General features: G+C 68.0%; 16 protein-coding genes and 2 tRNA genes. 13 read left to right on the top strand and 5 right to left on the bottom strand.

The window, feature by feature from the left end; translation table 11 throughout:
• Positions 1-44: 44 nt before the first annotated feature.
• From ACSFA2_RS21495 to ACSFA2_RS21465, 7 genes are all read left to right on the top strand, one after another.
• Complete coding sequence (locus ACSFA2_RS21495) at positions 45-614, top strand: DUF1003 domain-containing protein (RefSeq protein WP_435457355.1); 570 nt, start codon at positions 45-47, stop codon at positions 612-614.
• Positions 611-1729, top strand: coding sequence for an Acg family FMN-binding oxidoreductase (locus ACSFA2_RS21490; RefSeq protein WP_435457354.1), 1119 nt, complete (start codon positions 611-613; stop codon positions 1727-1729). The genes ACSFA2_RS21495 and ACSFA2_RS21490 overlap by 4 nt, the downstream gene beginning before the upstream one ends.
• On the top strand, positions 1726-4578 hold the full coding sequence (locus tag ACSFA2_RS21485; RefSeq protein ID WP_435457353.1) for a cation-translocating P-type ATPase: 2853 nt from the start codon (positions 1726-1728) through the stop codon (positions 4576-4578). Before ACSFA2_RS21490 ends, ACSFA2_RS21485 begins: the two co-directional genes overlap by 4 nt.
• Positions 4579-4644: 66 nt before the next feature.
• A complete protein-coding gene (locus tag ACSFA2_RS21480) occupies positions 4645-5430 on the top strand; it encodes an IclR family transcriptional regulator (protein ID WP_435457352.1) in 786 nt (261 codons plus the stop codon).
• A 179-nt stretch (positions 5431-5609) separates the two neighbouring features.
• Entirely contained in the window at positions 5610-7187 is a 1578-nt protein-coding gene (locus ACSFA2_RS21475) for an AMP-binding protein (protein WP_435457351.1), read from the top strand.
• Between the two features lie 60 nt (positions 7188-7247).
• Positions 7248-8237, top strand: coding sequence for a Bug family tripartite tricarboxylate transporter substrate binding protein (locus ACSFA2_RS21470; RefSeq protein WP_435457350.1), 990 nt, complete (start codon positions 7248-7250; stop codon positions 8235-8237).
• 26 nt (positions 8238-8263) lie between these two features.
• The gene (locus ACSFA2_RS21465) at positions 8264-9040 is read left to right on the top strand and encodes an enoyl-CoA hydratase/isomerase family protein (RefSeq protein WP_435457349.1); all 777 of its coding nucleotides are present in this window, start codon (positions 8264-8266) and stop codon (positions 9038-9040) included.
• A gap of 43 nt (positions 9041-9083) precedes the next feature.
• Here the strand turns inward: ACSFA2_RS21465 and ACSFA2_RS21460 are convergent.
• The 4 genes from ACSFA2_RS21460 to ACSFA2_RS21445 all read right to left on the bottom strand — a co-directional run bounded on the left by ACSFA2_RS21460 (position 9084) and on the right by ACSFA2_RS21445 (position 11913).
• Positions 9084-9160: transfer RNA gene (locus tag ACSFA2_RS21460), tRNA-Arg, on the bottom strand.
• Between the two features lie 131 nt (positions 9161-9291).
• A tRNA-Pro gene (locus ACSFA2_RS21455) sits at positions 9292-9368 on the bottom strand.
• A gap of 54 nt (positions 9369-9422) precedes the next feature.
• Positions 9423-10127 carry a glutathione binding-like protein gene (locus tag ACSFA2_RS21450; RefSeq protein ID WP_435457348.1) on the bottom strand — a complete coding sequence of 235 codons (705 nt, stop codon included), beginning with the start codon at positions 10125-10127 and terminating at the stop codon, positions 9423-9425.
• Between the two features lie 94 nt (positions 10128-10221).
• Positions 10222-11913: an FAD-dependent oxidoreductase gene (locus ACSFA2_RS21445; protein ID WP_435457347.1), complete on the bottom strand. Its 1692-nt coding sequence runs from the start codon at positions 11911-11913 to the stop codon at positions 10222-10224.
• Positions 11914-12036: 123 nt separating this feature from the next.
• Between ACSFA2_RS21445 and ACSFA2_RS21440 the strand changes: the two genes are divergently transcribed.
• From ACSFA2_RS21440 to ACSFA2_RS21430, 3 genes are read left to right on the top strand one after another with little or no spacing between them, the layout of a single operon-like run.
• Complete coding sequence (locus tag ACSFA2_RS21440; protein WP_435457346.1) at positions 12037-12903, top strand: GNAT family N-acetyltransferase; 867 nt, start codon at positions 12037-12039, stop codon at positions 12901-12903.
• A 40-nt stretch (positions 12904-12943) separates the two neighbouring features.
• A complete protein-coding gene (ppk1, locus tag ACSFA2_RS21435; protein WP_435457345.1) occupies positions 12944-15178 on the top strand; it encodes a polyphosphate kinase 1 in 2235 nt (744 codons plus the stop codon).
• Positions 15179-15193: 15 nt separating this feature from the next.
• Positions 15194-15655 carry a SixA phosphatase family protein gene (locus ACSFA2_RS21430; RefSeq protein WP_435457344.1) on the top strand — a complete coding sequence of 154 codons (462 nt, stop codon included), beginning with the start codon at positions 15194-15196 and terminating at the stop codon, positions 15653-15655.
• 30 nt (positions 15656-15685) lie between these two features.
• On the opposite strand, the gene ACSFA2_RS21425 is transcribed toward ACSFA2_RS21430, so the two are convergent.
• Positions 15686-17203 (bottom strand): Ppx/GppA phosphatase family protein, encoded by a 1518-nt coding sequence (locus ACSFA2_RS21425; protein WP_435457343.1) that lies wholly within the window; start codon positions 17201-17203, stop codon positions 15686-15688.
• Between the two features lie 219 nt (positions 17204-17422).
• On the opposite strand from ACSFA2_RS21425, the gene pstS reads away from it, so the two are divergent.
• The 3 genes from pstS to pstA are packed head-to-tail and all read left to right on the top strand — an operon-like array spanning position 17423 to position 20441.
• On the top strand, positions 17423-18460 hold the full coding sequence (gene pstS, locus ACSFA2_RS21420) for a phosphate ABC transporter substrate-binding protein PstS (RefSeq protein WP_435457342.1): 1038 nt from the start codon (positions 17423-17425) through the stop codon (positions 18458-18460).
• Between the two features lie 50 nt (positions 18461-18510).
• Positions 18511-19560 (top strand): phosphate ABC transporter permease subunit PstC, encoded by a 1050-nt coding sequence (gene pstC / locus ACSFA2_RS21415; RefSeq protein ID WP_435457341.1) that lies wholly within the window; start codon positions 18511-18513, stop codon positions 19558-19560.
• Entirely contained in the window at positions 19557-20441 is an 885-nt protein-coding gene (gene pstA, locus ACSFA2_RS21410) for a phosphate ABC transporter permease PstA (protein WP_435457340.1), read from the top strand. Before pstC ends, pstA begins: the two co-directional genes overlap by 4 nt.

The following is a 20441-nucleotide window of genomic DNA, read 5'->3' as shown; positions in this document are numbered from 1 at the left end:
GCTCGTGTCGCAGACCGTCTGACGGGCTTCGCTGGCGAGACCCCATGCCCAAGACCCACGACAACGTTTCCAGACTCCTGGGCACGCCCTACGAGGGGCTCGACGAGCCCACCCAGCGTGTGGCGCGCCATGTGACTGAGCGCAAGCACATCGCGCGCAACCTTGCCCGGGATCTGGAGGGCGCCGCATCGTTCGGGCAGCGCGCAGCCGACACGGTCGCGTCGTTCGGCGGCTCCTGGGTCTTCGTCGGTCTGTTCGTGGGCGGCATGCTGGTGTGGGTGGGGATCAATGCCGTGTTGCTGTTCCACCAGGGCAACACCTTCGATCCATATCCGTACATCCTGCTCAACCTGTTCCTGTCGATGCTGGCGGCGATCCAGGCGCCGGTCATCCTGATGTCCCAGAACCGCCAGTCGGAGAAAGACCGTCTCACGGCGGCGCACGACTACGAGGTCAATCTCAAGGCGGAGCTGGAGATCATGTTGCTCCACGAGAAGATCGACGTACTGCGGGAGACCCAGTGGACGGCGCTGCTGGTCATGCAACAGGAGCAGCTCAGGCTTCTGCAGGCGCTCGCGGAGCCGGCAGAACCATCGCGCGAAGACGGGATATGACACACCTGAACCGAAGGCATTTCGCGACGCGCTGCGCAAGCGCGATGACCCCGCCCCTGCTGCTGAACGGATGCTCCCTGGGCGCCGGAGACCGGAGCTACACCGAGGCGGTTCAACGTACCTGGCGGCCGGATGCGCCCGTGGCCACCGGCCGCGTGCCGCTGCTCGAGGAACTGGTGCGCTGTGCCACGCTGGCGCCGTCGAGCCACAACACCCAGTGCTGGAAGTTCGCGCTGCAGGAGCAGAGCGTCGACGTGATTCCGGATCTGTCGCGCCGATGTCCGGCGGTCGATCCGGACGACCACCATCTGTTCGTGTCGCTCGGGTGCGCCACGGAAAACCTGGTGCAGGCGGCGCTGGCGCACGGGCTGAAGGCCGAGGCCGTCGTCGATGCCTCGGCCGGCAGCGCGGTGAGGGTGCGGCTCGAGCCGACCCGGGCGGTGGCCTCCGAGCTGTTCGATGCGATCTTCGAGCGGCAATGCACGCGCGCCGAATTCGACGGCCAGCCGGTGTCGACCGCAGAACTCAAGCTGCTCGAGCGGGCCGGCACCGGCAGCGGCGTCCGGTTGCTGATCCTCGACGACAGGGCCGCGATGGAGAAGACGCTGGCCCATGTCGTCGCGGCCAACACCGTCCAGATGGACGACCCGGCCTTCGTCGAAGAACTCAAGCATTGGATACGGTTCGGCGATGCGGAGGCGGTCCGCACGGGCGACGGCTTGTTCACGGGTGCATCCGGCAATCCGTCGGTGCCGCGATGGCTCGGCGAACGGCTCTTCTCCGGTTTCTTCACCGCGAAGACCGAGAACGACAAATATGCGAAGCAGGTTCGCAGTTCGGCTGGCATCGCCGTGTTCGCCTCCGCCGGGAACGACAAGGCGCACTGGGTGGAGGTGGGCCGCTGTTACCAGCGATTCGCGTTGCAGGCGACGGCGCTCGGCATCCGCAATGCCTTCCTCAATCAGCCGGTGGAGGTCGCCAGCATGCGGCCGCAGCTGGCGCGCGACTTGGGATTGGGCGCGGAGCGCCCGGATCTCGTGGTGCGCTTCGGCCGGGGCCGCGAGATGCCGCGCTCCTTGCGGCGCCCCGTCGCCGCGGTGCTGACCAGCGAATGACGGATGTGCCGAAAGCCCCTGAACTCGGCGACCCGTCCGTGCAGGCGGCGGGCCAGGTGCTGCAGGCGCTCGCGACCGATGCCGAACGCGGGCTGACCTCGCAGGAGGCCACGCGGCGTTTGGTCGCGCACGGCCGCAACGAGTTGCGCGGTGCGGCCGCCGTGGCGACATGGCGGCGTCTTCTGGCGCAGTTTCAGGATCCGTTGGTCTACCTGCTGCTGGCCGCCATCGGCATCGCGCTCGGCGCCTGGGCGATCGAGGGCTTCGCCGGTTGGCCGCTGGATGCGCTGGTGATCGCGGCGGTGGTGGTGCTCAACGGTGTGCTCGGCTTCGTCCAGCAGGCCAAGGCGGCAAACGCGGTGGCCGCGTTGGCCCGCATGACGGCGGTCACTTCGGCCGTCGTGCGCGACGGCCATGCGCGGCGCGTTCCGAGCGCCGAGCTGGTACCGGGTGACCTGCTGGTGCTGGGCGAAGGCGATGCCGTCGGGGCCGACGCCCGGCTGCTGCAAGCGTCGTCGTTGCGGGTGCTCGAGGCCTCGCTGACGGGCGAGAGCGAGGCCGTGCTGAAGGATGCGACGACGCTGCCGGCACCCGCCGCGCTCGGCGACCGGCTCGACATGGTGTTCAAGGGCACGGCCATTGCGCAGGGCACCGGCCGTGCCATCGTCACCGCCACCGGCATGCGCACCGAGCTGGGCGCCATCGCCGGGATGCTGGACGCCACCGTCGAAGCGCCGACACCGCTCAGCGTCGAGGTGGCACGCATCGGGCGCATGCTGGGCATCGCGGTGGTGGTGATCGCCGCGGTGGTGGTGGCGACGATCCTGCTGATCTCCGACATTCGCACGGCGGCCGACGTGGTCGCCGTGCTGCTGCTCGGCGTGTCGCTCGCGGTGGCGGCGGTGCCCGAAGGCTTGCCGGCGATCCTGTCGGTGGTGCTGGCCATGGGGGTGCAGCGCATGGCGAAGCACAACGCCATCGTCAAGAACCTGTCGTCGGTCGAAACGCTGGGTGCCGCATCGGTGATTTGTACCGACAAGACCGGCACGCTGACGCGCGCGGAAATGACGATCGAACGCGTCGTGACCGCCTCGGGCAGCACCCGCATCACCGGCGCGGGCTATGCGCCGACGGGGCAGGTGGAGCACGAGGGTGCCGAACTGCAGGCCGGGCCGCTGCGCGACGAGCAGACCGTGGTGCTCGCCGGCGGCAGCCTGGCCGGCGATGCGCAGTTGCATCAGGACGCGGACGGCGCCTGGGCGATCCATGGTGACCCGACCGAAGCGGCGTTTCTCGTGGCCGAACGAAAGATGGGGCTCACCGCGCGCCGGGTGCAGCGCTTCGAGCGCATTGCCGAAATCCCCTTCACCTCCGAGCGCAAGATGATGTCGACGATCGAGCGCGATCATGACCACGGCGACCAGGCCGTGCTCATCACCAAGGGCGCGCCCGACGTGCTGCTGGCCCGTTGCGCCCGGGTGCGCGTGGGCCTGGACGTCATCGCGCTCGACACGGCGATGCGCGCGCGGATCGTGGCCGATGTCGACGCGCTGTCCGACGCGGCCCTGCGCACGCTGGCCGTCGCCTATCGGCCCCTGACGGCGCAGGAGCAGGCGTCGGCGATGGATGCACTCGATGGGCTCAGCGGGCTCGAACGCGAGCTGGTCTTCGTCGGCACGGTGGGCATCATCGATCCGCCCCGCGCGGAAGCGGCCGTGGCGATCCGCGATGCGCAGCGCGCCGGCATCCGGGTGATCATGATCACCGGCGACCATCCGCGCACCGCGGCCCGCATCGCGGCGGACCTGGGCATCGTGGCGCCCGGCGCGACGGCCCTCACCGGGCTGGAACTCGACAGGCTGGACGCTGCCGCCTTTGCAGAGGCCGTGCGCCTCACCGCCGTCTTCGCGCGGGTGGCGCCCGCGCACAAGCTGCGCATCGTCGCGGCGCTGCAGGCCGACGGCAGCGTCGTCGCCATGACCGGCGACGGCGTCAACGATGCACCGGCGTTGAAGGCGGCGGACATCGGCGTCGCCATGGGCGTGACCGGCACCGAGGTGACGCGCGAAGCGGCGCGGATGATCCTGGTGGACGACAACTTCGCCACCATCGTCGCGGCCGTGCGCGAAGGGCGCGGTATCTTCGACAGCATCCGCAAGTCCCTGCGCTACCTGCTGTCGTCCAACATGGGGGAGGTGCTCACCGTGTTCCTGGGCGTGGTCGGCGCCGGCATGCTGGGGCTGGTCGGCACGGAGGGGGCCGTGGTGCTGCCGCTGCTCGCGACGCAGATCCTCTGGATCAACCTCGTCACCGACTCCGGACCTGCGCTGGCCATGGGCGTCGACCCACCGACGGACGACGTGATGGCCCGCAGCCCGCGCGGCCGCAGCGAGCGCGTGATCGACGCGCGCATGTGGTCGGGCGTGATCCAGGTGGGTCTGGTGATGGCGCTGACGACCCTGCTGACCATCGACATCTTCCTGCCGGGCGGCATGATCGACGGCCACCACGACCTGGCCACGGCCCGTACGGCCGGCTTCACGGCGCTGGTGCTGGCGCAGTTGTTCAACTGCTTCAACGCGCGTTCGGACCGCCGGAGTGCCTTCTCGCACCTGTTCGTCAACCGCTGGCTCTGGGCGGCCATCGTGCTGTCGGTGGCACTGCAGGTGGCGGTCGTCCACCTCGGGTTCCTCAATCTCGCGTTCGGCACCGCACCGCTCGCGCTCGACCAGTGGCTGTTGTGCGCCGCGATGGCGAGCGTGGTGGTCTGGTACAGCGAACTGCGCAAGCTGGTGATCCGCTGGAGGCGGCCGAGCGTCGGCGCATCCGCGCGGGGCTCGACGCGATAAACTCCGCGCGCCAACCCTCTTGACGCCCCGCGGACGCCCCTCAGGAATTCCACATTGCCCCGACACATGGCGTCCTCGACACAGCCCGATAGCCAGAACGAACCCGATCCACGGCTGTTCATCGCCTCGCTGGAAAAGGGCATGCGCGTGCTCGAGCTGTTCAACGAGCATGCAGCGCCGCTGTCGATCGGCGACATCGCCGACAGCACGGAGATGGGACGCAGCGCGGCGCAGCGCTATGTCTACACGCTGCACCAGCTCGGCTATCTCAACAAGGATGCGGAGTCCAAGCGCTACGTTCCCGCGCTGAAACTGCTCGGCCTGGTGCGTGGCATCCACCGCCATCGCTCGCAGATGGACCTCGCCTATCCCTTGCTCCAGGCGCTCGCCGCACAGACGCTGGAAACGGTGTCCTGGGTCGAGCTGGATGGCGCCGACGTGGTGGTCCTGCAGAACTTCGCCGGCGCTCACGTCACCGCGGTCAACCTGCCGGTCGGCAGCCGGTTTCCCGCGCTGACGTCGTCATCGGGCCAGGTGCTGCTCTCGCAGGCGCCGGCCTCGCAACTGGTCGCGATGTACGAAGCCCTCGCCCCCGAGGTCCGCGCACGCTTCGGCTCGCGCAGCGAAGCGGAAGTCGTCGCCATCTTCCGCAAAGCAGCGAAAGATGGGCACTCGCTCACCGAGAAGAATTTTGCCGAGGACGGCATCTCCGTGTCCGTGCCGGTGACCGACGCCGGGCGCATCGTCGCGGCCATCAATGTCTCGACCGTGCGCACCCGCTTCGACCTGGCCAAGGCGCGCAAGGCGATTCTTCCCCTGCTCGAACAGACGGCGCGCCAAGCGTCGATCTGAGCGTCTCCCGCTCCTTGCCCGCATCCGTGCGCGCGCTGGCGTGCGCGTCGGCCCTGTACGCACAAGCACGTACGCGGGGCATCTTGACAAAGACATGACAAAGCCAGAAGCTTCGTAAATTGTTATTCAATTCATAAAATTGCATCGCAATTTATGTGTCACTTCTCACTGGATGTGGAATGTCGCTGCAAGATGGTCTTCTGGCACAGGTCTCGATGAACGACGTCGGCGACGAGACCATCGGCGCGCTGCTGGCGCGGCGCGCGCGTCTGCACCCGGACGACACCTACTGCACGTTCCGTGACGAGTGCATCACCTTCCGCCTGCTCAAGCGCCGGGTCGACCAGGTCGCCACCCTGCTCAAGGCCCATGGGCTGGCGCGGGGCGACCGCGTCGCCGTCATGCTGCCGAGCCACCCCGAGCACCTCTACGTGATCTTCGCGCTGGCGCAGCTGGGCATGGTGCGGGTGCCGATCAACGTGCATCTGATCGGCGCGCCGCTCGTGCACCTGCTGACCGAACTTGCGCCGAAGGCACTGGTGGTCGACTGCGCGTACGAAGCCGCGCTCGCAGGCCTGGGGGCGCCTTTGCCCCCGCTCATCCGGCGCAACGGTGTGGATGGCGAGTTCGATGCCTATGCGGCATGTGTCGAGGACACGGCGCCGTTGGACGTTGCCGCGGACGACATCGTCGCGCTGACGCCGAGCTCCGGCACCACGGGTGCGCCGAAGGGGGTGCTCAAGAGCGACCGCCATCTGCGTGCCGGGCCGATGGCCGTGCTTCGCCTCACCGAAGCCGGGCCGGGCGACGTGTTCCTGTTCTGGGAAGCCTTGCACCATGGCTCCGGCGTGGCCGTCGCCATCGCGGCGCTGATCGGCCGCTTTCAGCTGGCGATGCTGGAACGCTTCAGCGCATCGCGCTTCTGGGACGAGGCCCGGCATCACCAGGCCACGCACATCCACTACCTCGGCAGCGTGCTGCCCATGCTGTTGAAGCAACCCGCGCGCGCCGACGACCGAGCGCACGGCGTGCGCATCGCCTGGGGCGGTGGCTGCCCCTCGCACATCTGGCAGGCGTTCGCCGAGCGCTTCGGCGTCACCATGCGCGAGGGCTACGGCCTCTCGGAACTGATCACCTTCGTCACGGGGAATGTCGACGGCACGCCGGGCTCCATCGGCAAGCCGCTGTCGTACTACGAGGTGACGCTGATCGACGACGAGGGCGCACCGGTGCACGCCGGCGACAAGGGCGAGATCGCGGTGCGCGCGCGCGACGCGCGACTGGGCTTCCTGGGCTACTTCAAGAACCTCGCGGCGGACGCCGCCGCCCGGCGCGGCGATCTCTTCCTGACCGGCGACCTGGCGCATGCCGACGCCGACGGCAACCTCTTCTACGCCGGACGCAAGAAGGACATGCTGCGCCGCCGGGGCATCAACATCTCCGCGTGGGACGTGGAAAGCGTTTTCGCCGAACATGAAGCCATCGCCGAGGTCGCGCTGGTCGGCGTGCCCAGCGACCTGGGCGAAGACGAACTGAAGCTGATCGTGCGTGTGCGCGATGGCGTGCGCGTCGAGCCGCTGGAGCTGATCCGCTGGTCGAGCCTGCGCTTGCCGTACTTCCAGATTCCGCGCTATGTCGAATTCGTCGATGCGTTTCCGAAGACCCCCACGCAGCGGATTCAGAAGAAGGAACTCTCACGCGATGTGGTGGGTGTCTGGGATGCCGCCCACACGGATTTCCGCGTGGCCAAGCGCTGAAGACGCCTGACTGACCGATCATCCAGTCGCTGTCCCGTTTTTTCATTCGATAGGAAGAACATGATTCGAGCCAACCTGGTTTCGTGGTGTCGAGCGGCTGCGGCCGGCGCGGCGGTTCTCGTGCTGTGCGCGGGCGCCCATGCGGCCTTTCCCGACAAGCCCGTCAACCTGATCGTCGGCTTCTCCGCCGGCGGTGGGGTGGACGTCGTCGGGCGGGCCATCGCACAGAGCGTCTCGGTGCAGTTGAAGACCTCGGTCACCGTCGACAACAGGACAGGCGCCGCCGGCGCCATCGCTGCGCAGTTCGTGAAACGCGCGGCGCCCGACGGGTACACCTTGCTCATGGCGCCGACCACGTCCTATGTGATGTCCGAGAAGATGGTCGGGCCGGAGGTCTCGGGCTTCGAGATCGCCAAGGACTTCAAGCCGGTCGCCACCGTCGGCGAACTGCCGCTGGTGATGCTGGTGTCCAAGCAGAGCGGCATCACGTCGTATGCGGATCTGGGTGCGGCGGCCCGCAAGAACCCGGGCAAGCTCGCCTACGGTTCGTCGGGCAATGGGTCGACGGAACACATCGTCACCGAGTGGTTCAAGCAGCAGGCCGGCGTCGATCTGCTCCATGTCCCGTACCGGGGCTCCGCGCCGGCCATGGCCGACCTGTTCTCGGACCAGATCCAGATCATGGTGACCACGTCGCCGACCGCGCTGACCAATCTCGCTAGCGGCCGCGCCCAGGCGGTGGGCGTCGCCAGCGCCCTGCGGCTGGCCGTGCTGCCCGACGTGCCGACGTTCGCGGAGCAGGGCCTGCCGCAGTTCGTCGCGTCGTCCGTCTACGCCATCCTCGCGCCGAAGGACACGCCCGATGCTGTCGTCGTGCAGTTGAACAAGGCGCTCAACGACGCGCTCAACGACGAAGCGACCCAGCGCCGCTTCGCGCAACTCGGCGTGCAGATCGTGCACAGCACCCCGGCGCAGTCGCGCGAGCTGCTGCAGACCGAGTCGACGAAATGGGAGCGCGTCGTGCAGCCCATCAAGGCGGCCAACCGCTGACCCTTCCCATGAACGAGAGACAAGCCATGACCGAACCGACCGCCACGCCACCCTGCGTCACCCTCCACGTCGAAGGGGCCAGCGCCCTGATCACGATGGACCGGCCGGAGGCCATGAACGCCTTCAATGCCGAGCAACGCAAGCTGTTCCGCGCGGCCTTGCTCGAGGCGGACGCGGATGACGCGGTGCGCGTCATCGTCATCACCGGCCGCGGCAAGGCCTTCTGCGCCGGGCAGGACCAGTACGAAAGCGCCGCCATGGACGCAGCCGGCTCGGCCGCACGCATCGAGAGCTACCTGGACCTGTACCGCATCTTCCGCGCGCTCAAGAAGCCGGTCATCGCCCGCATCAACGGCGTGGCGGCCGGGGCAGGGCTGCAGATCGCGCTGCTGTCGGACTTGCGCATCGCATCGACCCAGGCACGCTTCGGCATGACCGAATTCAAGGTCGGCTCCGCCGCGATCGTCGGCAGCGCACTGCTCTGGCCCATCATCGGCGAGGCCGCCACGAAGCGCCTGGTGCTGCTGGCCGAGATCGCGTCCGCCGAGCAATCGCTCGCCTTGGGGCTGGTGCACGAAGTGGTCGAGGACGATGCGCTGGACACGCGCGTGGCCGAATGCTGCGCACTGATGGCCGGCTGGTCGGAAACGTCGGTCGCCATCACCAAAGGGTGGTGGAAGGAAATGGGCGACGAGCTGTTCGAGAAGGCGTGCGACGCGGCGCGCCAGGGGCATGCGACGAACTTCGCTTCGGGGGCTTACTCGGCGGGGGCGAAGAAGTTCACGTCGCGGGAGCGGAGCTGACAAGTCACAACGCACTCGGCAACTCGGTTGCTGTGCCGTCTGATGGCCTGCCCGGAGGGGATCGAACCCCCGACAACCTGCTTAGAAGGCAGGTGCTCTATCCAACTGAGCTACGGGCAGCAGGTGCAGGTCGAAAGGCGCTTGGCGCGTCGTCGCTGCGGCGCGGATTTTGCCACGCATGCCCTGGGTCGGGCATGAAAGCGAAAAGCCGGTGAGGACCTTGCAGTCTTCACCGGCTTTCACTTTTCCAATGGTCGGGGCGGTGGGATTCGAACTCACGACCCTCTGCTCCCAAAGCAGATGCGCTACCAGGCTGCGCTACGCCCCGACAAGCCCTCGATTCTAGCCTGAGTTTCGAGGTCGATTCGCGAAGCGCGGTTGCTCAGCGCTTCGCGTACTGCGATTTACCGAAAAGAATGTCCCGCTCCTTGTCGCCGGTGAGGGGTTTTCGCAGGTCCGCCAGCACCTTCACGCCACGTTGCACCGCCGGCCGCGCGGCGATGCCGTCGAACCAATGCTTGAGGTGCGGGTACTCGGTCAGCACGATGCCCTGGTTCTCCCAGCTGCGCAGCCACGGGAAGATGGCGATGTCGGCGATGGAATAGTCCGGCCCGGCGATGAAGGCGCTCTGCGACAGGCGCTTGTCGATCACGCCGTAGAGGCGCTTGGCCTCGTTGGTGTAACGCTCGATGGCATAGGGGAGCTTCTCGGGCGCGTAGAGGCGAAAGTGATGCGCCTGCCCCAGCATCGGGCCGACGCCGCCCATCTGGAACATCAGCCACTGCAGCACGTCGTAGCGGGCGCGGTCGCCCTCGGGCATGAAGCGGCCGGTCTTGCCGGCCAGGTAGACGAGGATGGCGCCGGATTCGAAGAGCGAGATCGGCTGGCCGTCCGGCCCCTCGGGGTCGACGATGGCCGGGATCTTGTTGTTGGGGCTGATCGCCAGGAAGTCGGGCGCGAACTGGTCGCCCTTGCCGATGTTGACCGGGTGGGCCACGTAGGGGAGGCCGCATTCCTCCAACATGATGTGGACCTTGTGGCCGTTGGGCGTGGGCCAGGAATAGACGTCGATCGGTGCTTGGGGCATGTCGTTGTTACCGGCGATGGAAGGGGGCCGCCAGCATATACGCGGCCCTCTTTTTTCGCAGGGGCCGCGCCGGTTGGCCCCCTCCAGGCGCGGTTCAGGCGCCGCTCAGGCTGGCCGCGTTGGTGGCGGCGAGGTGCTGGTGGATCTGCGCGACCACTGCGGCGCCTTCGCCGATCGCGCCGCCCACGCGCTTGACCGAGCCCGAACGCACGTCGCCCACCGCGAAGACGCCAGGCACGCTCGATTCGAGCGGGGCGGCCGGCCGCGCCGGGAAACCGCCGCTGGCGGCCGCGCCGGTCAGCACGAAGCCGTTGCGGTCGGTCGCCACCTCGCAGCCGGCCAGCCAGCCGGTCTCGGGTTCGGCGCCGACGAACAGGAAGATGTTGCGCGCCGGGCAGTCGTACTCCTCCTTGGTGCGGCGGTGGCGCCAGGTGGCGCCTTCCAGACCGGTGGTGAGCGGGTCGCCGCGCAGGGTCACCAGTTCGGTGTAGGGGTGCAGCTCGATGTTGGGCGTGGCCTCGATGCGGTCGATGAGGTAGCGCGACATGCTGGCCGCCAGCGACGGCCCGCGCACCAGCACGTTGACCTTGGCGGCCTGCTGCGACAGGAACACCGCCGCCTGGCCGGCCGAGTTGCCGCCGCCGACCAGCGCCACTTCCTGCTTGGCGCAGGTGCGCGCCTCCAGGGCCGACGCCCAGTACCAGATGCCGCGTCCCTCGAACTCGCGCAGGCGCGGCACGTCGGGCCGGCGGTAGCGCGCACCGCTGGCGATCACGATGGTGCGCCCGCGCAGGCGCCGGCCGTCGGCCAGCTGGATCGACATCTCGCCCTTGGCCGCGCCGCTGCAGTCGAGCGAGGCGACCTCCGTCGGGATCAGCATCTCGACGCCGAACTTCTGTGCCTGCACGTAGGCCCGGCCGGCCAGTGCGCCGCCCGAGATGCCGGTGGGGAAGCCCAGGTAGTTCTCGATGCGCGCGCTGGCACCGGCCTGGCCGCCGTAGGAGCGGCAGTCGAGGACGATGACGCGCAGTCCCTCGGACGCGGCATACACGGCCGTGGCCAGCCCGGCCGGGCCGGCACCGACGACCACCACGTCGAACAGGTCGTCGTGCGCCACGCTGTCGATCATGCCAAGGCAGCGGGCCAGGGCGTCTTCGCTCGGGTTCATCAGCACGGAGCCGTTGGGGCAGGCCACCAGCAGCGTCGCCTCGCCGTACTGCTCGAGCAGCGCGGCGGCGTCGGCCTCCTGGGTCGAATCGACCACCTGGTACGGGTGGCCGTTGCGGGTGAGGAAGTTCTGCAGGCGCCGCACATCGGCCGTGTCGGGCGGGCCGATGAGCACCGGGCCGCTGGCGCCGGATTCGATCAACGCCACACGCCGCAGGATCAGCGCCCGCACCAGGCGCTCGCCCAGGTCGGCCTCGGCGATGATCAGTGCGCGCAACTGCTCGGGCGGAATCAGCAGCGCCTCGACGTCGGTGTCCGCATGGCCGTCGACCAGCGACGGCCGCCCCGAAAGCTGCGCGATCTCCGCCATGAACTGCCCGGGCCCCTGCCGCCCGATCGGCACGATGTGGCCGAGCCCGTCGCGCTGGGTGATCTCCACGTAGCCTTCGAGCAGCACGAACATGCCCAGCCCCGGCTCGCCGGCCCTGAACATGCAGTCTCCCTGCGCGTAGCGCTGGACCGTGCCGAAGCGGCGCATCCGGTCGATATCGGCGTGCGAGAGCACGGGGAACATCTGGTGGCGTCGGGTCTCGACTTCCACTCTCACTTCGTCGGCCATGGCAACTCCTGTCGGAATGAACGGCATTAGACAACCTCTGGCCACCGTCACGTAACTGCCATCGGAGAGACACGGCACTTTCACTTGCGGCCTGGAGACTCGCCCGAACGAAGAAGGGTCCCCATGCAAGAACTGCCCAATCCGATGTTTCCGCTGTCCCAACTGGGCGCACGCCCGGCTTTCTGGCGGGCACCCCCGTCGACCCGGCTGCCGGCCCCGGTGCCCGCAGCACCGGTCGCGGTGGAAGCGCCGAAGCCGGCGGGGCAGGGCATCACCGTGAGCTGGGCCCGCCACCAGGACGACGTGCGCGCGGCGCAGCGCCTGCGCTACGAGGTGTTCGCCGGTGAGATGGGCGCGCGCCTGACCACCACGCTCGAAGGCCACGACATCGACCTGTTCGACGACTTCTGCGAGCACCTGCTGGTGCGTGAGGAAGAAACCGGCCAGGTGATCGGCACCTACCGCGTGCTGACGCCCGCCCAGGCCCGCCGCATCGGCAGCACCTACAGCGACACCGAATTCGACCTGACCCGCCTGCGCGACCTGCGCGAGCGCATGGTGGAACTCGGCCGCAGCTGCGTGCACCGCGACCACCGCCAGGGCGGCGTCATCCTGGCGCTGTGGGGTGCGCTGGCCGGCTTCATGCACCGCAACCGGCTCGACACGATGATCGGCTGCGCCAGCATCCCGATGCAGCATAACGGCGTGAACGGCGGCGACGCGGCGGCCAGCATCTGGCGCCAGCTCTCGACCACGCACATGGCGCCGATCCAGTACCAGGTGCAGCCGCGGTTGCCGCTGCCGGTCGAGCGACTGAACGGCGACCTGGTCGTCGAGCCGCCTGCGCTGATCAAGGGCTACTTGCGCCTGGGCGCCAAGGTGCTGGGCGCACCGGCCTGGGACCCGGACTTCAACACCGCCGACCTGCCGATGCTCATGCGCATCGACGACCTGCCGCCTCGCTACCGCAAGCATTTCCTGGGCAATTGAGGGATGTGACGGTCGAATGTGACATCGTCACGAAAATGTCATGAGGGACCTCGACACTGTCATACACCCACTGACAGAGACCGTCGGTTTCCTTGCGACAGAATCATCGACCATGCAGCCCTTCACGGCCCCGCCACCGGCCGACACGCCGCCCGCCACCGAGACGCCTTCCGCGCCCGTCCTGACGCTGCTCGACCGCGACCACAGCATCCTGGCGTTCAACCAGCGCGTGCTCGACTGGGCGCAGCGCCCCGAGGTGCCGCTGATCGAGCGGCTTCGCTACCTGTGCATCGTCTCCTCGAACCTCGATGAGTTCTTCGAGGTGCGTGCCGCGCCCCACCTGATCGCCGCCAGCCTCGGCGAAGCCAAGGGCAACGAGACCGTCGCGTCCTTCGAGCGCCTGGCCGAGGCCGCGCATGCGCTGGTCGACACGCAGTACGCGCTTTACAACAACGAGCTGATGCCGGCCTTCGCCAAGCACGGCGTGCAGATCGTGTCGCACGGCGAGCGCAACCCGGCGCAGCGCAAGTGGGTGCACGACTATTTCGAGCGCGAGGTGCGGCCGCTGCTCATTCCGGTGGGGCTCGATCCGTCGCACCCGTTCCCGCAGGTGGCGAACAAGTCGCTCAACTTCATCGTGCGGCTGGCCGGCAAGGACGCCTTCGGCCGCGAGAACCCGATCGCCATCGTGAAGGTGCCGCGTGTGCTGCCGCGCATCATCCGCATGCCGGCCAAGGTGTCGGACGGCCAGACGCTGTTCGTGGCCCTGTCGAGCGTGGTGCGTGCGCACCTGTCGAACATGTTCCCCGGCCGCGAGGTCGGCGACTTCTCGCAGTTCCGCGTCACGCGCCATTCCGACCTGGCGGTGGACGAGGAAGACGTCAAGAACCTGCGCACCGCGCTGCGCCAGGGGCTGGAACACCGCCACTACGGCCAGGCCGTGCGGCTCGAGGTGTCGGCCAGCTGTGCCGAATCGCTCGCGAGCTTTTTGCTGGCGCAGTTCAACCTGCCGCCAGAGGCGCTCTACCGGGTGCACGGGCCGGTCAACCTGGCGCGGCTCACGCAGGTCATCGACCTGCTCGACGAGCCGCAGTTCAACCCGCTGCGCTTCGCGCCGTACACGGCGTCGTACCCGGTCACGCTGTCGACGGGCCAGTCCTTCTTCGACCGGCTGCAGCGCGGCGACGTGTTGATCCACCAGCCCTTCGAGAGCTTCGACGGGGTGCTTGCCTTCCTGCGCGAGGCGGTGCTCGACCCGCAGGTGCTGGCCATCAAGCAGACCATCTACCGCACCGGCACCGATTCGGCGCTGATGGGCCTGCTGCGCGAGGCGGTGCGCCGGGGCAAGGAAGTGACCGTGGTGGTCGAGCTCAAGGCGCGCTTCGACGAAGAGGCCAACATCAACTGGGCCGAGATGCTGGAGTCGATCGGCGCGCAGGTGGTGTACGGCGTGGTCGGCCTGAAGACGCACGCCAAGATGCTGCTGGTGACCCGGCGGGAGGGCAAGCGGCTGGTGCGCTACGGCCACCTGTCGACCGGCAACTACAACCCGCGCACCGCGGCGCTGTACACCGACATCAGCCACCTCACGGCCGACCCGCTGCTCACGGCCGACATGGAAGCGCTCTTCGTGCACCTGGCCAGCCAGAGCCGGCTGCCCAAGCTCCACCGCGTGTGGCTCGCGCCCTTCGATCTGCACCGCAACCTGGTCGCCCAGATCGACGCGCTCGGCGCCGCGGCCGCGCAGGGCGAGCCGACGCGCATCGTCGCCAAGATGAATGCGCTGACCGACGAAGCGCTGGTGCATGCGCTGGTGCGCGCCGGGCAGAAGGGCGTGAAGATCGACCTGATCGTGCGTGGCGCCTGCACCCTGCCGGCGCAGGTGCCGGGGCTGACTGACAACATTCGCGTGCGTTCGGTCATCGGACGCTTTCTCGAACATTCGCGCGTCTTCTATTTCCGCAAGGGTCCCGACGAATCGCTCTACCTGTCGAGCGCCGACTGGATGAACCGCAACATGATGCGGCGCGTCGAGCTGGCCTGGCCGGTGACCGATCCGGGGCTGCGTCAGCGCCTGATCGACGAGTGTCTGGTGGCCTACCTGCACGACGGGCAGGACGCCTGGGACCTGGGGGCCGACGGGGTGTACCGGCGCGTCAACAGCGACACGTACCCGGGCGAAGCGGGGGCATCGCGCCGCATCGAGGCGCATGGCGCGCAGGCGGCATTGATGGGCCGGTACGCTTCGCGCGGGCTGGGCGGGCGGTCGAACTGAAGGAGAAATTCAGCAATGGACTTGATCTTCTGGCGTCACGCCGAGGCCGAGGACTGGACCGAGGGCTGCGACGACATGCAGCGCTCGCTGACCGCACGCGGCGAGAAGCAGGCCAAGCGCATGGCCGGCTGGCTCGACCGGCAATTGCCCGAGGGCACGCGCATCATCTGCAGTCCGGCGCGCCGCTGCGAGCAGACCGTGCTCGCGCTCGGCCGCAAGTACAAGCTGCGTGACGAACTGGCGCCCGACGCCACGCCCGATGGCTTGCTGGCTGCGGCTGGTTGGCCGAACGGCAAGTCGGTGATGCTGCTGGTGGGCCACCAGCCGGCACTGGGCCAGTCGATGGCGCTGTTGCTCGGCATGCAGCAGGACAGCTGTCCGGTGCGCAAGGGCTCGGTCTGGTGGATTCGCACGCGGGAGCGCGACGGCGACGTTCAGACCGTCGTGGTCACGGTGCAGGCGCCCGAATTTCTGTAGCCGGCGCAGGGTTCGGGTGGGTTCCGGCGCTCAACCGCCGCTGAGCAGCATGCGCCAGCCGGTCTTCTGCCAGGCCAGTGCCTCTTCGCGCAGCAAGTGGGCCGATTGCGGATAGGCGTCGGGCCAGTCGGCGCGGCAGGTGACCGAGAAGGTGCGCGCGTCGGGTTTCACGAGGCGCAGCCCTTGCGTGTCGGGGTCGCGCCGCGCATGGCAGAGGATCACGGCCAGGCGCAGGGCCACCAGTTGCGCCACGAAGGTCTCGTCGTCGAGCGCCGCTTCGAGCTTGCGCAGCTTGCCGCGGTGGCCCAGCACCAACTGGCTCAACTGGTGCAGTTCATTGGTCGCGAAGCCGGGTGCGTCGGCGTTGTCGAGGATGTAGGCGCCATGCTTGTGGTAGTCGCTGTGCGAGACCAGCGCGCCGATTTCGTGCAGTTGCGCGGCCCATCCCAGCTTGCGCAGAGCCCGGCCGGCCCGGCTGGTGGTGCTGCCGCCGCGGGCGGCCGGGTCGAGCTGCACATACAGCGCCGAGGCGGTCTCGCCGACGCGCCGGGCCTGTGCGGCGTCGGTGGCGAAGCGGGTCGCCAGCCGCGTGACCGTGCCGCTGCGCAGGTCGGCCACGCTGTCGTCGCGCTCGAGCAGTTCGTAGAGTGCGCCATGGCGCAGCGCCCCCTGGGCGATCTTCATCTCGCGGATGTCGAGCAGGTCGAACACCGCGCGCAGCACGGCGAGGCCGCCGCCGATCACGGCCTTGCGGTCTTCGCGCATGCCGTCCATGCGCAACTTGTCGACACTGCCGGCCTTGAGCAGGCGGTCGAGCAACCAGTCGAGACCGTCGCGCGTGACGATGCCGGGGGCGGACCCCGCGGCGGCCAGCACGTCGCCGACGGCGCCGATGGTGCCGGACGCCCCGTAGGCGACATCCCACTGGTCCGCCGCATAGGTCGACAACGCGTCGTCCAGCACGGCCTTGGCCGCCACCTCGGCGGAGCGGAAGGCCGTGGCGGTGAACTGGCCCTGCGGGAAGTGCTTCATCGACCAGGCGACGCTGCCGACACGGTACGACTCCATCACCTGCGCCTCGAGCGCGCGGCCGATGATCATCTCGGTGGAGCGGCCGCCGATGTCCACGACCAAGCGGCGTTCGCGGTCGGAGAGGTCGCTGTGCGGCAGCATGTGGGCCACGCCCTGGTAGATCAGCCGGGCCTCTTCGCGGCCGGGGATCACGTCGATGCCGAAGCCGAGCACCGTGCGGGCGCGCAGCAGGAATTCGTCGCGGTTGCGCGCCTCGCGCAGCGTCTGGGTGGCCACGGCGCGCACCTGCGAGCGCTTGAAGCCGGCCAGCCGCTCGCCGAAGCGGGCCAGGGCGTCCCAGCCGCGCTGCATGGCTTCGGGGGTCAGGTTGCGGCTGCTGTCCAGGCCGTTGCCCTGGCGAACCACTTCCTTGAGGTATTCGGTCCGGTGGATCTGACCGTGGTCGACGCGACCGATTTCGAGGCGAAAGCTGTTGGAGCCGAGGTCGACCGCAGCGAGAAGGGTGCCGTTTTGCATGAAGGAGGAGGGCGGTCGCAGGAGAGAGGAAGGCAGGCGCGCATGGTAGCCGCAGCGCGCGTAGCGAAACGTGACGGTTCTGTGACGGCGTCACGAAGCCTCGGCCGCCGCGAGGCCCGTTTTCATTGGGCAGGGCGGTGTCATATCGATGTCACACAAGCTTCCTACAGTCCGCTTCAACCCGATTTCGGGATTGCCTGACTTCACAAAGGAAGCCTCATGAAAACGACCTTCAAATTTGCAGCCGCCGGCCTCGTGGCCGCCGCCTTCGCCCATGTTCCCGCCTTCGCCCAGAACGTGACCGGTGCCGGCGCCAGCTTCCCCGCACCGCTGTACGCCAAGTGGGCCAGCGACTTCGCCAAGGCCACCGGCACGCAAGTGAACTACCAATCGGTCGGTTCGGGCGCCGGCCTCAAGCAGATCGAAGCCAAGACCGTCGATTTCGGCGCCTCCGACGCGCCGCTGAAGGACGAAGAACTGCAAGCCAAGGGCCTGATGCAGTTCCCCACCGTGATCGGTGGCGTGATCCCCGTCGTGAACATCACCGGCATCAAGCCGGGCGAACTCAAGCTCAGCGGTGAAGTGCTCGGAGACATCTACCTGGGCAAGATCACGAAGTGGAACGACCCGGCCATCAAGGCCCTGAACGGTTCGCTGGCACTGCCGGACGCCGCCATCGCGCCGGTTCGCCGCGCCGACGGTTCGGGCACCAGCTTCCTGTTCACCAACTACCTGAGCAAGGTCAACGCCGAGTGGAAGAGCAAGGTCGGCGAAGGCACGGCCGTGAACTGGCCCGTGGGCGCCGGCGGCAAGGGCAACGAAGGCGTCGCCGCTTTCGTGAACCGCCTGCCCAACTCGATCGGCTATGTCGAGTACGCGTACGTCAAGCAAAACAAGATGACCTACGCCCAGTTGAAGAACGAAGCAGGCAGCTTCGTGTCGCCTGAAGACACGGCCTTCAAGGCCGCCGCAGCGGGTGCCGACTGGAACAAGTCGTTCTATCAAGTGCTGACCAACCAGCCGGGCGCACAATCGTGGCCCATCACCGGCGCCACCTTCATCCTGATGCAGAAGTCGCAGGACAAGCCGGCCAACGCGACCACGGTCCTGAAGTTCTTCGACTGGGCCTACAAGACCGGCGACAAGACCGCCGACGACCTCGACTACGTGCCGATGCCTGATGCCGTCAAGGCCACCATCGCCAAGAGCTGGGGCGAGATCAAGGACGGCTCGGGCAAGGCCATCGCGTACAAGTAAGAAGACCGGCGCGCCGTATGAGCAGCAACCCGCTCCACGGCGCGTCTCCCATGTCTCCACCGGAGCACCCCGTGTCATCCACCTTCCCCGCCAATGCCCAGACGCTCGACCTTGCGGCCGAGCGCGCTCGCGCTTCTGCGACCCCGCCACCGGCCAAGCGGCCGCGCACCGGCGCCCTGACCGACCGATTCTTCGGCTGGGCCGCCAAAGGTGCTGCGCTGCTGACCCTGGCGCTGCTCTTCGGCATCCTGCTGTCGCTGATCGTCGGCGCCTGGCCCGCCATCACCAAGTACGGCCTGAGCTTCCTCACGAGCAGCGTGTGGGACCCGGTGCAGGAAGAGTACGGTGGCCTGGTGATGATCTACGGCACGCTGGCCACGTCGTTCATCGCGCTGGTGATCGCCGTGCCGGTGAGCTTCGGCATCGCGCTGTTCCTGACCGAGATGTCGCCGGCATGGCTCAAGCGCCCGCTGGGCACGGCCATCGAACTGCTGGCGGCGGTGCCGTCCATCGTGTACGGCATGTGGGGTCTGCTTGTGTTCGGGCCGATCCTGTCGACCTATGTGCAGCAGCCGCTGCAGAGTCTTCTGGCTGGCGTGCCCTACCTGGGCGCGCTGGTGTCGGGCCCGCCGGTGGGCATCGGCATCCTGTCGGCCGGGATCATCCTGGCCATCATGATCATTCCCTTCATCGCCTCGGTGATGCGCGACGTGTTCGAAGTCACGCCGCCGCTGCTGAAGGAATCGGCCTATGGCCTCGGTTCCACCACCTGGGAGGTCGTCTCCAAGGTGGTGCTGCCGTACACCAAGGCCGGCGTCGTCGGCGGCATCATGCTCGGCCTCGGCCGCGCCCTGGGCGAGACGATGGCCGTCACCTTCGTGATCGGCAACATGAACCAGCTCAACTCGTTGTCGGTTTTCGAGGCTGCCAACAGCATCACCTCGGCCCTGGCCAACGAATTCGCCGAAGCCGGCGCCGGCCTGCACCAGGCGGCGCTGATGTACCTGGGCCTGGTGCTGTTCTTCATCACCTTCGTCGTGCTGACGCTGTCGAAGATCCTGCTGCAGCGCATGAAGAAGAGCGAAGGGAAGGCATCATGAGCACGGCTGAAAAACTCTTGAGTATCAAGACGCTCAATGAAACCCGCGCTGCCAAGTTCGCCGGCCGCAAGCGCGTCAACCAAATCGCGCTGACGCTGTCGGTGGCCGCCATGGCCTTCGGCGTGTTCTGGCTCATGTGGATCCTGTGGGAGACGCTGCGCCTGGGCATCAGCGGCCTCGCGATCGCGACCTTCACCGAGATGACGCCGCCGCCGAACGAAGCGGGCGGCATCGCCAACGCGATCTTCGGCTCCTTCGTGATGGTGATGATGGCGACCTTCGTCGGCACGCCGATCGGCATCATGGCCGGCATCTACCTGGCCGAATACAACCCCAAAGGCTGGCTGTCGAGCGTGACCCGTTTCGTCAACGACATCCTGCTGTCGGCGCCGTCGATCGTGATCGGCCTGTTCGTCTACGCGGTGGTTGTGGCTTACTTCAAGACCTTCTCCGGTCTGGCTGGCGCACTGTCGCTGGCGCTGATCGTGATCCCGGTCGTGATCCGCACCACCGAGAACATGCTGCAGCTGGTGCCGCCTGGCCTGCGCGAGGCGGCCTATGCCCTCGGCGCGCCGAAGTGGAAGGTCATCCTGAGCATCACGCTGCGCGCCGCCCGCGCCGGTGTGGTCACCGGTGTGCTGCTGGCCGTGGCCCGCATTGCCGGCGAGACCGCACCGCTGCTGTTCACCGCGCTGAACAACCAGTTCTGGACCGCCGACCTGAGCCAGCCCATGGCCAGCCTGCCGGTCACGATCTTCAAGTTCGCAATGAGCCCCTACGAGAACTGGCAGCACCTGGCCTGGGCCGGCGTGTTCCTGATCACCGTGGCCGTGCTTGCACTCAACATCCTCGCGCGGGTCCTGACGCGCAGCAAACTTTAA

It is taken from the genome of Variovorax cryoconiti (assembly GCF_051216395.1).
GTDB lineage: Bacteria > Pseudomonadota > Gammaproteobacteria > Burkholderiales > Burkholderiaceae_C > Variovorax.
This window is presented reverse-complemented; position numbering and strand designations above follow the sequence as displayed.